Below are 14,437 nucleotides of genomic sequence, written 5' to 3'. Positions count from 1 at the left end.
TCCTGTCCGATTGGCGCGCCCGCCCGTTTCTGCCACACTGGCTGCACCGCCCGCACAAGGGGTGCAGCGTTGTTCCATTCCGCAAAGCCCGCAAGCGTCGGGCGCTTCGTGTCGATCATCGCCTGGCTGCTCGTATGCGTCGCGGTCAGCGGGATGCACGCGCACGCATCGCAGCCTCTCGTGATCGGCGCGGTCCCCGGCATCGTCCCGCCGCTCGACATGGCCGACACGGCGGCGAGCCCGAACGCCGAGCCGCGCGGCATTTCCGTCGAGTTCGCGCAGGCGGTCGCGGGTTCGCTCGCCATGCAGCCGCAATGGCGGTTCTATCCGGATCGCGCCGCGCTCATCGGTGCGCTCACCCGCGGGGAAATAGACATGGCCACGGGCGCGACCGGCGAGGACGCCGGCCCCCCGCTCGCGCTTTCCCGGCCGTATATGCCGACGCAAATGGTGCTGGTCGAGCCGCTTGAGCAACGCGCGCCGACCTATCGCATTGCCTATGTGGACGCGCAGACATCGCGGGCGCGTTTGCAGGCCGCCTATCCGTCGATGACGCCCGCCGCGTATCCCGGCACCGTCGCGGCGTTGCTCGCGGTATCGCTCGGCGAAGCCGATCTGTTCGTCGGCGACATGACCGCCGTCGCCTACGCGATCGGGCATCTCGATCTTCCCGGCCTCGTCGCGACCGGCGCCGCGCCTTTCGACGAAGGCGGATACAGCTTCGCGTTCGCAACCGGACGGCCGGGCGCCGATGCCCTGCGCCAGCGTGTGGACGCCGCGCTCGCCTCGCTGCCGCCGCGCGTGATGATCGTCGCGCGGGCGCGCTGGAATGCCGCGATGACCGCCGTATCGGCCGAGCATCCGCTCAAGCTCACGCCCGAGGAGTCGGCGTGGGTCGCGACGCATCCCATCGTGCATTACTCGATGGTCGCGAACGCGCCGCCGCTGATTTTCCGCGACGCGCAGGGCGATCCGGCCGGCCTGGTGCCGGATCTGCTCGCCGCGTTATCGGGCGTTTCGGGGCTGCGCTTCGAAGGACGATTGCGCAAGGACGCCGCGCAGATCGACCACGACCTTCGAACCGGCGCGTCCGCGTTCGTGCCGTTCGGCATGCCGCGCGATTACGCCGACCGGAACCTCGTGCCGACCGTGCCCTTCGGCGACGGGCTCATCGCCATCGTGACGCGGGTGGACGCGCCGCCGCTGCAGGATGCCGCGGCGCTCGCGGGCAAGCGGCTCGCGCTGCCGCCCGAGTTTCCGGCGCGGGCCATGATCCGCGAGCTCGCGCCGGCGACGCGCGTGGTGCAGACGACTCCGATCGACGGACAGCTGCAGGCCGTCGTGAACGGCCATGCCGATGCGACGATCATGGACATGAAGCTCGCGAGCTATGCGGTCGGCAATCCGTATCGCGGCAAGCTGAAGATCAGCGGCGTGCTGTCGGCCAGGCCGTCGCCGCATGTGCTGCTCGTCGCGCGCGACGAACCCGTGCTGCTCGGCATCCTGAATCGCGCGATCGCCGCGCTTCCGCCGTACGAGCTCGAAGCGATCCACGCGCGCTGGAAACTCGATGAGCATCCCGAAGCATTGTGGGAACGCCGGCTGCCGCAGATCGAACTCGCTGCGTCGCTGGGCGGCGCGCTCGTGATCCTGCTTGCGGCGTGGGCGGTCTCGCTGCGCGTGCAGATCACGCGACGGATCGCCGCCGAGCAAGCGATGCGCGCCGCGAAGGAGGAAGCGGAAACCGCGAATCGGGCCAAATCCACGTTTCTCGCGACGATGAGCCACGAAATCCGCACGCCGATGAACGCCGTGCTCGGCCTTCTCGAGCTGGAACTGCGCGCGCCGGGCGAGGGCGCCGCGACGAAGCGTTCGCTGGAGACCGCGCATCACGCGGCGCGCGATCTGCTCGGCATGATCGACGACCTGCTCGATGTCGCGAAGATCGAGGCGGAGCGCCTGGTGCTCGCGCCCGCCCCGATGGATATCGATGCGTGGATCGCGAGCGTCGCGTCGATCTACGAGCCGGCCGCGCGCGCGAAGGGCATCGCGCTGGTGCCAGAGCGTGACGGCGCGGGCGGTCCCGCGTGGGTGATGGCCGACGGGCAACGCTTGCGGCAGGTCGTCGGCAATCTGCTGTCGAACGCGATCAAGTTCACGGATCACGGCGCGGTGACGCTCGCCTGCGACGCCGGACCGCCGCTCGACGGCATGCGCGCGCTGACGCTCACGGTATCGGATACGGGGATCGGCATTCCGCCCGAGCGGCAGGCGTCCCTCTTCACGCCGTTCGTGCAGGCCCACGACGGCGGCGCGCGGCACTTCGGCGGCACGGGACTCGGGCTGACCATATGCAAGCGGCTCGTGGAGATGATGGGCGGAAGCATTGAGTTGTCGAGCGAGCCGGGGAAGGGCACGCGGTTCACGGTGCGCGTCGCGTTTCCGGCGTCAAAAGCGGAGCATGCCGGGGCGGCTGCGCCGCGCGAGGCGGCGGCCGGCGCGCAGCAGGCGCTGGCGGGCACGCGCGTGCTGATCGTCGACGATCATCCGGCGAACCGCATCGTCCTCGAAGGACAGGTGCGGCTCTTGGGCGGCGCGACGCATTGCGAAGCCGACGGCCGTGCTGCGCTCGAACGCTGGCGTGCCGATCCGGGCGCATTCGACGTGATCGTCACCGACTGTTCGATGCCGGGGATGAGCGGCGAGGAACTCGCCCAAGCGATCCGCGCGGACGAAGCGCAGCATGCGCCGGGCGCGCGCGCGACGCCGATCATCGGCCTGACGGCGAATGCGCAGCCGGAAGCGGCGTCGCGGGCCGTCGCGGCGGGCATGACGATGTGCCTCGTCAAGCCGATCTCGCTCGATGAGTTGCGTGAGGCCGTCCTGTCGGTGGCGGGCGTGAAGGCGGGACGCGCCGTGCCGGCCGCGCAAGCCACGCCGGCGCCGGAACTTCCGCACCGCGCCCCCGTCTTCGATCAGGCCACGCTGAACGCGTTCGGCGATCAGGCCGCGACGCTGATCGACACCCTGCGATCCGCCAACGCCCAGGACCTCGACCAAGCCCACGCCGCGATGCACGCGTGCGATCACGCGCTGTTACGCGACATCGCGCATCGGATGAAAGGCGCGGCGGCGGTCATCGGCGCTGCGCCGTTCATGCAGGCGTGCGTCGTGCTTCAGCGCGACTGCGAACGCGTCATCGAAGAAGACCGCAACGGCGAAGACGACGCGAATATCGACGTATCGTTCGCCGCGTTCACGCGCGAGGCCCGCACGCTCGATGCGGCGCTCGATGCCGCCGTCGCCCGCCTGTCGGTCTGACAGACGCGTCTCGCGCCGCTGCGATCGTGTGTTTTAATTGAACCGCCGTTCATCTCGAAAACCGGCGGCCACGCGATGGCCGCGCCATCCGCTTGTCCCGCTCGTCCAGTTCATCGAGGCATGAATCGAAGCGACACCTCCGTTAATCCGCGCGGCGTCGAGAGCCGCCGCCGCATCGGGCGCGTGGCGTCGCCGGCCGTCATCGCGCTGGTCGCCCTTATCGCGGTGTCCGGCGGCGGCGCTCGCGCGCAGCGGTCAGACTGGCTCGATGCGCGCGTCACGCAGGCGACCATCGTCGATACCATCTGCGTGTCGGGATACGTCGATCGCGTGCTGCCGTCGTTCGAGATGCAGATGCGCCAGAAGGACCGGCTGCTCAAACAGCGTGGCGTCGATGCGTCGTTCGGCTCGGAATATGCGCTCGACCACCGCATGCCGGTGATCCTCGGCGGCTCGCCGAACTCGCCCGCCAATCTCGACCTGCGGCGCTGGGAAGGCCGCGCCGGGCAGCGTCGCAAGGAGCGGCTCGCGGTCTATCTGAAGCGTTGCGTCTGCACTGGCGATATCACGCTCAGGGCCGCGCAATCGGCGATGGCCGGCGACTGGCCGAACCGGTATCCGAATCTGTCCAGCATGTCCTGCAAGGGGCTCTGACGAGTCGGATCGCAACCCGCCCGCAACGGCATGCGGCGCCGGTATGAACGTTGCTCCGGGGCTCGCTTGTCGTTTCAGCTTCAAGCGGGTCCATCAATGCAGCAGGCAGGAACCAACAAGACGCCGTTCGGCGCGCGAAAAACCGGGGTTGCGGCGCTTGCCGTCCTCTTTCTGATGACGGCGCAGGCCAGCGCGCAGCAGGCGGGACGAGCGACGGCACCGGCTTCGGCACCGGCTTCGACACCGGCTTCGGCACCGGCAAGGGTCGCGCAAGGGCGTGTCGCGATTCCGCCCGCGCCGCCGCTGCCGCATGCCGCGAGCGCGCCGCAAACCGTGAGCGCCCCCGCGCGGGCGCTTCCCGCGATGCCGGTGCCGATGCCGCCGCAAGCGGTCTCGGATGCGTCGGCTGCATCGCGGGCTTCGGAGGCCGCGGAGGCGTCGGCCGCGTCGGCAGCCGAAGCGGCATCGGCGGCGAGCGCGGCATCCGAAGCCGCCGTGCCGGAGGCGCCGCTGCCGCCGGAACCGCCCGAGCCGAACATCGCGCAGCGAACGGGTCTCGCGCCCCAAGGCGCCTACGCGATGCGGCAGGCGTTCGCGCGCGAAGTCGACCGCCGCCTCGACGTGCCGGCCGCCGATCAGCAAGCCTATGGCCGCGCGCTTCAGCGTGCGCTCGACGAAAACGGCCACGGTAATCTGGCGAACGAGTTCGTGGTTCTCGTGGATCGCGCGGAGAACGTGCAGGCGGTCTTCGTCTACTTTCGCGCGAAACCGGGCGATGCGTGGTCGATGACCGGGGCATCGCCGGTATCGACGGGACGCCCCGGATCCTACGACCACTTCCTGACGCCGCTCGGCGTGTTCCAGCACGTGCCGGGCAACATGGACTTCCGCGCGGAAGGCACGCTCAACGAGTTCAAAATCCGCGGCTACGGCGCGCGCGACATGCGCATCTACGATTTCGGCTGGGTCGACGGCGAACGCGGCTGGGGCAAAGGCGGCGTCTCGCCGATGCGCTTCCAGATGCACGCCACCGATCCCGAGAAGCTCGAACCGGTGCTCGGGATGCGTCATTCGAAGGGCTGCGTGCGCATCCCGTCGACGCTCAACGCGTTCTTCGATCACCACGGCATTCTCGACGCCCAATACGAAGCGCGTGCGGCCGAAGGGCAATCGATATGGGTGCTGAAGCCGGATCGGCAGACGACGCCGTGGGCCGGCCACTATCTCGTCGTCATCGATACGGCGAGAAAGACGCGGCCCGCGTGGTCGCCGGGACCGGGAAAGGCCGCGCGCCAGCAGGTGCCGGCGGCCGCGATCCACGTCGATTGATCAGCCGGATCTCGCCAGCAGCACGCCCGCCAGCGCGACGCCAAAGCCTGCGATCTGGATCGCGCCGAGCGTCTCGCCGAACGCGACGTAGCTTTCGATGGCCGCGAGCGGCGGCGCGAGAAACAGCAAGGCCGTCGCCCGCGATGCGTCGCCGCGCCGGACCATCCACACGAGCAGCGTCGTCGCCACGCCCGACAGCATGACGATGCCCCAGGCAAGCGAGAGCCACGTGGTCATCGACGGAATGAAGCGGTGCTCGCCGAGCGATACGGCGAGCACCGCCGCGACGATGGCCGCGCCCGCGTTCTGCAAGGCGCTCGCGCTGCGAATATCCGCGTTGGCCAGCGACGTCTTCTGGTAAAGCGTGCCTGCGGTGATCGCGAACACGGCCAGGATCGCGACCGTGACCACCAGCCATTGCGGCGCAGCCCCCGCTGCATGCGAGGCGGGCGCGGCGCTCTCCGCGATCTTGGGAGCGAGCACGAGTGCGACGCCGAGGAGCCCGAGCGCAAGGCCGCCCCATGCGCGCGCCGAGAGCTTTTCGCCGAAGAGACGCGCGGCGAAAGCGGCGGTCAGGAGCGGCTGCAACGCGCCGAGCAGCGCCATCACGCCCGCGCCGAGCCCGCGCGCGACGGCCCAGTAACTCGCGCCGAGGTAGACGCCCTGAAGCAGCGCGCCGGCGACCAACTGGCGCACGGCGTCGCGGCCCGTCGGCCAGCGCACTCGCGCGACCAGCGCCAGCACGACGAACAGGACCGCCGTGCCGCAGAAGCGCGCGAGCAGGTACAGATTGGGGTCCACATACGGCGTGATCGCCCGCGCGACGATGAAGCCCGTCGACCAGAGGAACACGAACACGGGCGCGGTCAGCAACGAGAACATGAGCCGAGAAAGAGGACGAAAACGCGCAGTATCCGCGCGATTGCGGCGCGTCGTCTTGTTCAACCGTGCACAGCGTCTGCTATTCGATCGAGAACGTGTCGAGCGGCTGATTCGCGCGGGCGTCCTTCCCGCTCGCGAAGCGCCTCGAAAGCTGCGCATGAAGGCGGCGCGCCTCGTCGAGTGTGAGGTCGATCCAGTAGGGATCGCCGGCGGCGTCGTTGAGTCGCTCGGGCGGGAATTGAATTTCGATGACCACGCCTTTCTTGTACATCGTTGGCCTCATTCAGGTGCATGACTGCGGACCCGCGAGTCTAACGGACGCTTGCCCGCGTATTGCACACCACGCGGAAAGAATGCGTTGCCCGATGCGGGGTATCGGCCTTTCGCACGGCTGTCACGCGGATGACATCGTCCATATGTTACGGATCACGAAATAATATTTACCGACGCGAGTTCGCCACACGCCGGGGAACCATCGCGCGGAACGTCGTACAAAAAAAATAAAAGTGGCGTAACCTGCCTTTTTTCGGCCGCCGAGCGGACCTCCTGCAAACGTGCAAGGCCGTCGTCTCGCGTTCCGGACTGTGGTCATCGGGCGCGGCGCTGAACTAACGGCGCGCATGGACGGTCGTTGCTAAGATGCAAAAAACCGGAGATATCGATGACATCCGTCGACCTGGAATTCGACCAGCTGAACAGCACTGTCGATGCGCTGCGGCGCTCCATCTCGAACCGCCTGATGTACGGCGTCGGCAAAGACGCGGCGACCGCGCAGCCGCGCGACTGGCTGCATGCAGCCGAGCTCGCCGTGCGCGACCGGCTCGTCGCGCGCTGGATGCGCACCACGCGGCAGCAATACGAACAGGACGTGAAGCGCGTCTATTATCTGTCGATGGAATTCCTGATCGGCCGCACGTTCACGAATGCGCTGCTCGCACTCGGCATTCACGATGAAGTGCGCGACGCGCTCGCCTCGCTCGGCGTCGATCTCGCCACGCTGGAGGAACTCGAGCCCGACGCCGCGCTCGGCAATGGCGGTCTCGGACGGCTTGCGGCGTGTTTTCTCGACTCGATGGCGACGGTCGGCGTGCCCGGCTTCGGCTACGGCATCCGCTACGAATACGGCATGTTCCGGCAGACCATCGTCGAGGGCAATCAGGTCGAAATGCCCGATTACTGGCTGCGCGCGGGCAATCCGTGGGAGTTTCCGCGGCCCGAAGTGGTGTACACCGTGCACTTCGGCGGACGCACCGTGCAGCACGGCGACCGCACCGAATGGATCGACACCGAGCACGTCAACGCGATGGCCTACGACACGGTCATCCCCGGCTACGCGACGACCGCGACCAACACGCTGCGCCTGTGGTCCGCGCGCGCCACCGACGAATTCGATCTCTCTGCGTTCAATCAGGGCGATTATCGTCGCGCGGTCGAGGCGAAGAACACGTCGGAGCATGTGTCGCGACTGCTCTATCCGGACGATTCGACGCAGGCCGGCCGTGAGCTTCGCCTGCGTCAGGAGTACTTCTTCGTCTCCGCGACCATGCAGGATCTGATCCGCCGCTATCAGCGCACGCATACCCATTTCGGGCGGCTTGCGGAAAAGGTCGCGGTGCATCTGAACGACACGCACCCCGTGCTCGCGATTCCCGAACTGATGCGCCTGCTCGTCGATACGCATCATGTGCCGTGGGACAAGGCGTGGAAACTCGTGCAGCAGATGTTCTCGTACACGAATCACACGCTGATGCCGGAGGCGCTCGAAACGTGGGACGTCGAAATGCTCGCGCGTCTTTTGCCGCGTCATCTCGAGATCATCTTCGAGATCAATGCGCAGTTCCTCAAGCAAGTGACGGAGAAGTTCGGGCGCGATGTCGATCTGATCCGCCGCATCTCGCTCGTCGATGAATACGGCCAGCGCCGCGTGCGCATGGCGCACCTTGCGATCGTCGCGAGTCAGAAGGTGAATGGCGTGTCGAAGCTGCATTCGCAGCTGATGGTGCAGAACATCTTCTCCGACTTCGCGCGCATGTATCCCGAGCGCTTCACCAACGTGACGAACGGCATCACGCCGCGGCGATGGCTCGCGCAGGCGAGTCCTTCGCTGTCGTCGCTGATCGACAAGCGGCTCGGCACGCGCTGGCGCACCGACCTGTTCGAACTGGGACGGCTGCGCGAATGGCGCGACGATCCCGAGTTCCGCAAGGCGTTTCACGAGGCGAAGTTCGCGAACAAGCTGCGTCTCGTCGAACGCGCGAAGCGCGACGCGAACGCGATCATCAATCCCGAAGCGCTCTTCGATCTGCAGGTGAAGCGCATCCACGAATACAAGCGGCAGCTGCTCAACATCCTGTATGTGATCGTGCGCTATAACCGCATCCGCGAGAATCCGCAGCATGACTGGACGCCGCGCGTGGTGATGTTCGCGGGCAAGGCCGCGTCGGCGTACAAGATGGCGAAGAACATCATCAAGCTCATTAACGATGTCGCCAAGCGCATCAATGCGGACCCGCTCGTCGGCGACCGGCTGAAGGTCGGCTTCATTCCGAACTATGGCGTGAGCGTCGCGGAGCTGATCATTCCGGCGGCCGATCTGTCACAGCAAATCTCGATGGCCGGCACCGAAGCGTCCGGCACCGGCAACATGAAGCTGGCGCTGAACGGGGCGCTGACCATCGGCACGCTGGACGGCGCGAACATCGAGATATGCGATGCCGTCGGTCGCGAGAACATCTTCATCTTCGGCAACACGACGGACGAGATCGAATCGTTGCGCGCGGCGGGGTATCGGCCGCGGCAGATTTACGAGGAGAACGCGGAACTGAAGCTCGCGCTCGATCAGATCCGGCTCGGGCACTTCTCGCCGGAAGAGCCGCACCGCTTCTACGACATCTTCCATACGCTGGTGGACTGGGGCGATCACTACATGGTGCTCGCCGACTTCGCGAGCTTCGACAAGACGCAAAGCGAAGTCGACCTCAAGTTCCGCGACAAGGACGCCTGGACGAAGAGCGCCATCGAGAATGTCGCCGGCATGGGGATATTTTCATCGGACCGCACGATTGCGGAATATGCGCGCGAAATCTGGCATGTCGAGCCGCTGAACCTGAGCTGACGCGCCAAGCGCCGCGCGCCCTGCATCACGCTTCGGGGCGCGCGGCTGCAGTTTGCGCGTGTTTCGCGACCGCGTCGCCGACGAGCGCGGCCACGCGATCCGCGAAATCCTCATCCTTCGTGATGAGCACTTCGCGCTCGCCGTCGGATGTCGACACCATCAACTGATAGATGACGTCCTGCGTGATCCACGTCAGATAACCGACGACGACGATCATCACGCCGAGCACGAGCGCCGCGCCCGCGCCCGTCGCGATGCCCGCGCCCAGTACGACGAGCCCGATGATCGCGAGAGCGATCGGCAGCGGCTTCTTGCGTTCGATCTTCACGACCCGTGCGGCGCGCAGCTCGCGCAGCGGAATCATCTGGCCCGAAGCCGACAGGCCGGCGCGCGACAAGGTGACGCCGCGTTCGTTGAAGGGTGTATCCATAAGCTGATCGTTCCGTATGAGGCAGGGAAAACGCGGAGATTACCAGACGGTGCCAGGAACGGAGAAACCCCGAGCGATCTGCGGCTGAACCAGGTCTGCTTACATTCGAAAGTATGCCGTAATAATTTGGCCGGACCTTGATTATTGAAGCGGAAAGCGCATGATGTGTCGGAAGCAGTGACCGCTCGATGCAACCCGCGGGAGGCGCATCATGCCCACTCAGACCCGAACCATCGGCGCAACGTCCGCAAAGCACCGGCACAGAGATTCGGCGAACCGCCGCCGCTTCGCGATTCTGATGATTGCGGGCGTGGCGATCGCGTCGAACACATGGTCGGCCGGGCCGCTGCCCGCCGGAGGAAAATTCGTTGCGGGCGCGGGCGGCATGTCTGTCAATGGCAAGCGCCTGACGGTCACTCAGACGACATCGCGAGCCGTCATCGACTGGGCCAGCTTCTCGATCGACAAAGACAACGCGGTGACGATCCAGAACGGGTCCGGCGCAACGCTCGGCCGTGTGACCGGCATCGAGAAGTCGTCGATCAACGGTGCGCTCACCGCAAGCGGGAGCTTCTATCTGATCAATCCGCAGGGCATCGTGATCGGCGCGACGGGCGTCGTCTCGACGGGCGGGCGCTTCGTCGCATCGGCGCTTGATGTCGGCAACGACGCGTTCATGGCGGGCGGTCCACTGACCTTTGCGGGCAGTGGCGGGGGCGTCGTGGTGAATCTCGGCAAGATCAGCTCCACTAACGGCGATGTGTTGCTGATCGCGCGCAGTCTCGTCGAGAACGACGGCACGATCAGCGCGCCGGCCGGCTCGGCGGAACTTGCAGCGGGGGATCGGGTTCTCGTGCGCGATGCCGCCAGCCTTCCGCAAACGTTCGTGCAATCGACGGGCAGCCGTGGCGATGTGGTCGACAAGGGAACGATAGCGGCGGCGCAGATCGCATTGCAGGCCGCCGATGGCAATGTGTTCGCGCTGGCAGGCAACACGAACGCATTGCGCGCGACCGGCGCCGCGACGCGCGATGGCCGTGTCTGGCTCGTGGCGAACGACGGCGCCGCGCATGTGCACGGCCGCATCGATGCGGCGAACGCCGATGGCACGGGCGGCATCGTCGATACGGCAGGCGCGGCGCTTCATCTCGACGATGCCGACATTCATGCCGCGAACTGGAAGCTGAACGCGCCTGTATTCCATGCCGGTCCGTTGACGACGGCGGCGTTGCTCCACCAGTTGAATCAGGGCACGTCCGTGACGCTCGATGCGTCGCCGGGCGATATCGTGATGGAGCAGACGATGCGCTGGTCGGGCAACGCTTCGCTCACGCTCAACGCGGCGCGTTCCGTCACGGTCGGTCCGATGGCGACGCTCGGCAATACCGGTGCGGCCAATTTGACGCTGCGCGCCGACGCAGCGGGGCAGGGGAACGCGGGCAGTGTCTTCAACCTCGGCACGATCGACTGGTCGAAAAGCTCGGGCGTAGTCGCGAGTTACCGCGATAGCGGCGGGCAATACGTCAGCGGAACGGTCATCAGCAATCCTGCGTGGACCGCGCCCGCGTACAGCGGCGTGCGGGCGCAGATAACGGACTATCGGCTGATCGACTCGGTAGACGAGCTCGCGGCCATCTCGCAGGATCTCAATGGATCCTATGCACTGGGCCGCAACATCGACGCCGGTTCGTCGACGAGCACATTCCAGCCCATCGGCGCGGGCAGCGCGAGCGGGTTCACGGGGCAACTCGACGGCCTCGGGCATACGATCAACAGCCTGAGCATCACCGTTCTCGACTTCGACACCGCGCAACCGACAGGGCTTTTCGCGTCGATCGGAAACTCGGGTGCGGTGCGGAACCTGAAACTCGGCAATGTCGGCATCAGCGATTATTTCGGGCCGATGGGCGCGCTCGCCGGGCAGTCGTCCGGCGTGGTGTCGAACGTTCATGCCGACGGCAAGCTGGTCACGTACGGATCGACCGGCGGGCCAGTCGGCGGACTGTTAGGCATCAGCACCGGCGTCGTGTACCGCTCCGACAGCGCGGTCCCGGCCGGATCGTCGAGCGCCGCGGGCGGGCTCGTCGGCAATAACGAAGGATTGATATTGCAGTCCTTCGCCACCGGAGGCGCAGGGGGAGGCTCTCGCGCAGCGGGCGGCGGGCTCGTCGGAAGCAATTCAGGGTCGATCAGGCAATCGTATGCGACCGGATCGGTGGACGGCGGAAGCGGTGGTGGGGGACTGGTTGCTACTAATGTCGGATCCATCGTGGAGTCGTTTGCAAGCGGGCCCGTCGCGAGCTTCGTGCGGCCAGCGTTCAGGGGCGGCCTCGTTGCCGATAACCGCGGAAACGTTGCCGCCGACGTGTTCTGGGACCGCGAGACCACGGGGCAGGCATCCGGCGTCGGTTCGGGCACGCCTGTGCCCGTCACGAACGGTTTGACGACCGCGCAGATGAGCAAGCCGGAGAGCTTCGGCCCAACGTGGGATTTCAGTGCCGCCGGGACGTGGATCATGCGGCTCGCCGCGACGCATCCGGTATTGAGGTGGCAGGTTGCGCAGTAACGATGTCGATTGCGGTCATGCGGAGTGGATACCAAAGGCCGTGGGCCGTACCGTCACGGTGCGAGTTGACGCGTTTCATCCACGGACGAACCCATCGCTCGTCTGCGGCGGCGTCATGACCTGCAACACCGGACGTCCTTGGAGGTCTTTGCGCGGAAAGTACGATCGATGCGTCGTCGTGTCGACGTGCAGGACATGAGCGTTCGGTCCGACGTATCCTTCGCCGACCTCGGCTACAGGCTGAAATGGGCGATTCAGAGCCCGCATCGGGAGCGGTGTTCGTGCACGGTGCGCGCAATAGCGCGGGCTGCAGAGTGCCCACTGAAGCTGCCTCTCGTCGACGCGCACGCCAGGCGCTTCGCTTCCCAGCCTCGGCGTAACGGCCGGCAGGGGCGGCTTTCTTGCGTATCGGAAGATTGCGATATATACTTCGCATCAAGACGATTCGATACGTGCCCTTTAGCGTGCCGGCCGTCAGACGCACGAGCAACGAAATGGACATCGACGCAATCCACAAAGCCCTAGCCAACCCCCTTCGCCGCGAGATTCTCGAATGGCTGAAGGAGCCGGAGCAGCATTTCCCCAATCAGGAATTGCCGCTGTCGCATGGCGTGTGCGCGGGTCAGATCGATGAACGCTGCGGCATGTCGCAGTCCACCGTTTCCGCGCATCTCGCGACTCTTCACAAAGCAGGGCTCGTCACCACCAAGCGCGTAGGGCAATGGGTGTTCTTCAGGCGCGACGAGGCGGTCATTCAGGCGTTCCGCGATTCCATGGAGAATCTCTGAGCATCCGATGCGCCGTCCAGGTGACAGCATCCTTTCAACTTAATTAGGATACCTTCCGTTATGCCGACTCTTTTCGATCCGCTCAAAGTGGGCGCGCTGACGCTCAAGAACCGCATCGTCATGGCGCCGCTGACGCGCCAGCGCGCGGGCGTCGAACGTGTGCCGAACGCGCTGATGGCGCAGTATTACGCCGATCGCGCATCGGCGGGTCTCATCATCAGCGAGGCCACGTCGGTCACGCCGCAAGGCCTCGGTTACGCCGATACGCCGGGCATCTGGTCCGACGAACAAGTCGAAGGCTGGAAACTGGTGACCAAGGCCGTTCATGAAGCAGGCGGTCAGATCGTGCTGCAACTGTGGCACGTGGGCCGCATCTCGGACCCGGTCTTTCTCAATGGCGAACTGCCCGTTGCGCCGAGCGCGATCGCGGCCGAAGGCCACGTGAGTCTCGTGCGTCCGCAGCGTCCTTATGTCACGCCGCGCGCACTCGAGCTCGATGAAATCGCGGGCGTGGTGGCGGCGTATCGCAAAGGCGCGGAGAACGCGAAGCGCGCCGGTTTCGACGGCGTGGAAGTGCACGGCGCGAACGGCTATCTGCTCGACCAGTTCCTGCAGGACAGCACCAACAAGCGCACCGATGCATACGGCGGCCCGATCGAAAACCGCGCGCGCCTGATGCTCGAAGTCGCCGATGCGTGTATCGAAGTGTGGGGCGCGGATCGCGTCGGCATGCACCTCGCACCGCGCGCCGATTCCCACACGATGGGCGACAGCGACCGCGCCGCGACCTTCGGCTATGTCGCACGTGAACTGGGCAAGCGCAAGATCGCGTTCATCGCGGCGCGCGAGGCGGAAGGTCCGGACAGCCTCGGGCCGCAACTGAAGAAGGCGTTCGGCGGCGTCTATATCGCCAACGAAAAGTTCACGAAGGAAAGCGCCGAAGCGATCATCGCGCGCGGCGACGCGGACGCGGTGGCCTGGGGCAAGCCGTTCATCGCGAATGCGGACCTCGTGCGCCGCCTCGAACTGGACGCGCAGTGGAACGACCCGGACACGTCCACGTTCTATGCGCCCGGAGCGAAGGGCTATACGGATTATCCGCTGCTAGAAACGGCGGAGTAACGAAAACAGCGGCCCCGGCCGCTGTTTTCGTTTTCGCTATGATACTTCGGCATCCGAAGCAATACTTACCTCCCGCGCCGCGCAACAATAGCGCCCATGCGGCACGCCCATCGAAATTATCGAATTTCGACTCTACCGCGCATCAAAACTAGTGTATTGGTGACTCCAATCCGCTGCTGCATGCATTGCTTAAGAAATTGGGCCACGCATCGGCATCAATACGCTCAACC

The 14,437-nt window shown here is 66.0% G+C and carries 10 protein-coding genes; 7 read left to right on the top strand and 3 right to left on the bottom strand.

Features of this window, described 5'->3' with window-relative positions:
- Window positions 1–69: 69 nt before the first annotated feature.
- The 3 genes from P9220_RS18210 (at window position 70) to P9220_RS18200 (ending at window position 5,304) form a co-directional block, all read left to right on the top strand.
- Window positions 70–3,321 carry an ATP-binding protein gene (locus P9220_RS18210; protein ID WP_309766501.1) on the top strand — a complete coding sequence of 1,084 codons (3,252 nt, stop codon included), beginning with the start codon at window positions 70–72 and terminating at the stop codon, window positions 3,319–3,321.
- A gap of 120 nt (window positions 3,322–3,441) precedes the next feature.
- Window positions 3,442–3,975, top strand: coding sequence for a hypothetical protein (locus P9220_RS18205; RefSeq protein ID WP_309766499.1), 534 nt, complete (start codon window positions 3,442–3,444; stop codon window positions 3,973–3,975).
- Window positions 3,976–4,071: 96 nt separating this feature from the next.
- A complete protein-coding gene (locus tag P9220_RS18200; RefSeq protein ID WP_309766497.1) occupies window positions 4,072–5,304 on the top strand; it encodes a L,D-transpeptidase in 1,233 nt (410 codons plus the stop codon).
- Here the strand turns inward: P9220_RS18200 and P9220_RS18195 are convergent, their stop codons facing one another.
- Both P9220_RS18195 and P9220_RS18190 read right to left on the bottom strand, forming a co-directional pair.
- Window positions 5,305–6,186, bottom strand: a complete 882-nt coding sequence (locus P9220_RS18195) for a DMT family transporter (protein ID WP_309766495.1) — start codon at window positions 6,184–6,186, stop codon at window positions 5,305–5,307.
- A gap of 79 nt (window positions 6,187–6,265) precedes the next feature.
- Window positions 6,266–6,457: a hypothetical protein gene (locus P9220_RS18190; RefSeq protein ID WP_309766493.1), complete on the bottom strand. Its 192-nt coding sequence runs from the start codon at window positions 6,455–6,457 to the stop codon at window positions 6,266–6,268.
- A gap of 390 nt (window positions 6,458–6,847) precedes the next feature.
- On the opposite strand from P9220_RS18190, the gene P9220_RS18185 reads away from it, so the two are divergent.
- Complete coding sequence (locus tag P9220_RS18185; RefSeq protein ID WP_309766491.1) at window positions 6,848–9,301, top strand: glycogen/starch/alpha-glucan phosphorylase; 2,454 nt, start codon at window positions 6,848–6,850, stop codon at window positions 9,299–9,301.
- A gap of 25 nt (window positions 9,302–9,326) precedes the next feature.
- On the opposite strand, the gene P9220_RS18180 is transcribed toward P9220_RS18185, so the two are convergent.
- On the bottom strand, window positions 9,327–9,731 hold the full coding sequence (locus tag P9220_RS18180) for a DUF6232 family protein (RefSeq protein WP_309766489.1): 405 nt from the start codon (window positions 9,729–9,731) through the stop codon (window positions 9,327–9,329).
- 211 nt (window positions 9,732–9,942) lie between these two features.
- On the opposite strand from P9220_RS18180, the gene P9220_RS18175 reads away from it, so the two are divergent.
- The 3 genes from P9220_RS18175 (at window position 9,943) to P9220_RS18165 (ending at window position 14,207) form a co-directional block, all read left to right on the top strand.
- Window positions 9,943–12,297 (top strand): filamentous hemagglutinin N-terminal domain-containing protein, encoded by a 2,355-nt coding sequence (locus P9220_RS18175; protein ID WP_309766487.1) that lies wholly within the window; start codon window positions 9,943–9,945, stop codon window positions 12,295–12,297.
- A gap of 494 nt (window positions 12,298–12,791) precedes the next feature.
- Window positions 12,792–13,085, top strand: coding sequence for a metalloregulator ArsR/SmtB family transcription factor (locus P9220_RS18170; RefSeq protein ID WP_309766485.1), 294 nt, complete (start codon window positions 12,792–12,794; stop codon window positions 13,083–13,085).
- Between the two features lie 60 nt (window positions 13,086–13,145).
- Window positions 13,146–14,207: an alkene reductase gene (locus P9220_RS18165; RefSeq protein WP_309766484.1), complete on the top strand. Its 1,062-nt coding sequence runs from the start codon at window positions 13,146–13,148 to the stop codon at window positions 14,205–14,207.
- The last annotated feature ends 230 nt before the right edge of the window (window positions 14,208–14,437 follow it).

The organism is Caballeronia sp. LZ016 (assembly GCF_031450805.1).
Classification (GTDB): domain Bacteria; phylum Pseudomonadota; class Gammaproteobacteria; order Burkholderiales; family Burkholderiaceae; genus Caballeronia.
This window is presented reverse-complemented; position numbering and strand designations above follow the sequence as displayed.

Excerpts from the sequence above, each read along its gene's own strand:
- P9220_RS18205 (WP_309766499.1), top strand. The coding sequence starts at position 3,442 with ATGAATCGAAGCGACACCTCCGTTAATCCGCGCGGCGTCGAGAGCCGC.
- P9220_RS18200 (WP_309766497.1), top strand. The coding sequence starts at position 4,072 with ATGCAGCAGGCAGGAACCAACAAGACGCCGTTCGGCGCGCGAAAAACC.
- P9220_RS18195 (WP_309766495.1), bottom strand. The coding sequence starts at position 6,186 with ATGTTCTCGTTGCTGACCGCGCCCGTGTTCGTGTTCCTCTGGTCGACG.
- P9220_RS18190 (WP_309766493.1), bottom strand. The coding sequence starts at position 6,457 with ATGTACAAGAAAGGCGTGGTCATCGAAATTCAATTCCCGCCCGAGCGA.
- P9220_RS18185 (WP_309766491.1), top strand. The coding sequence starts at position 6,848 with ATGACATCCGTCGACCTGGAATTCGACCAGCTGAACAGCACTGTCGAT.
- P9220_RS18180 (WP_309766489.1), bottom strand. The coding sequence starts at position 9,731 with ATGGATACACCCTTCAACGAACGCGGCGTCACCTTGTCGCGCGCCGGC.
- P9220_RS18175 (WP_309766487.1), top strand. The coding sequence starts at position 9,943 with ATGCCCACTCAGACCCGAACCATCGGCGCAACGTCCGCAAAGCACCGG.
- P9220_RS18170 (WP_309766485.1), top strand. The coding sequence starts at position 12,792 with ATGGACATCGACGCAATCCACAAAGCCCTAGCCAACCCCCTTCGCCGC.
- P9220_RS18165 (WP_309766484.1), top strand. The coding sequence starts at position 13,146 with ATGCCGACTCTTTTCGATCCGCTCAAAGTGGGCGCGCTGACGCTCAAG.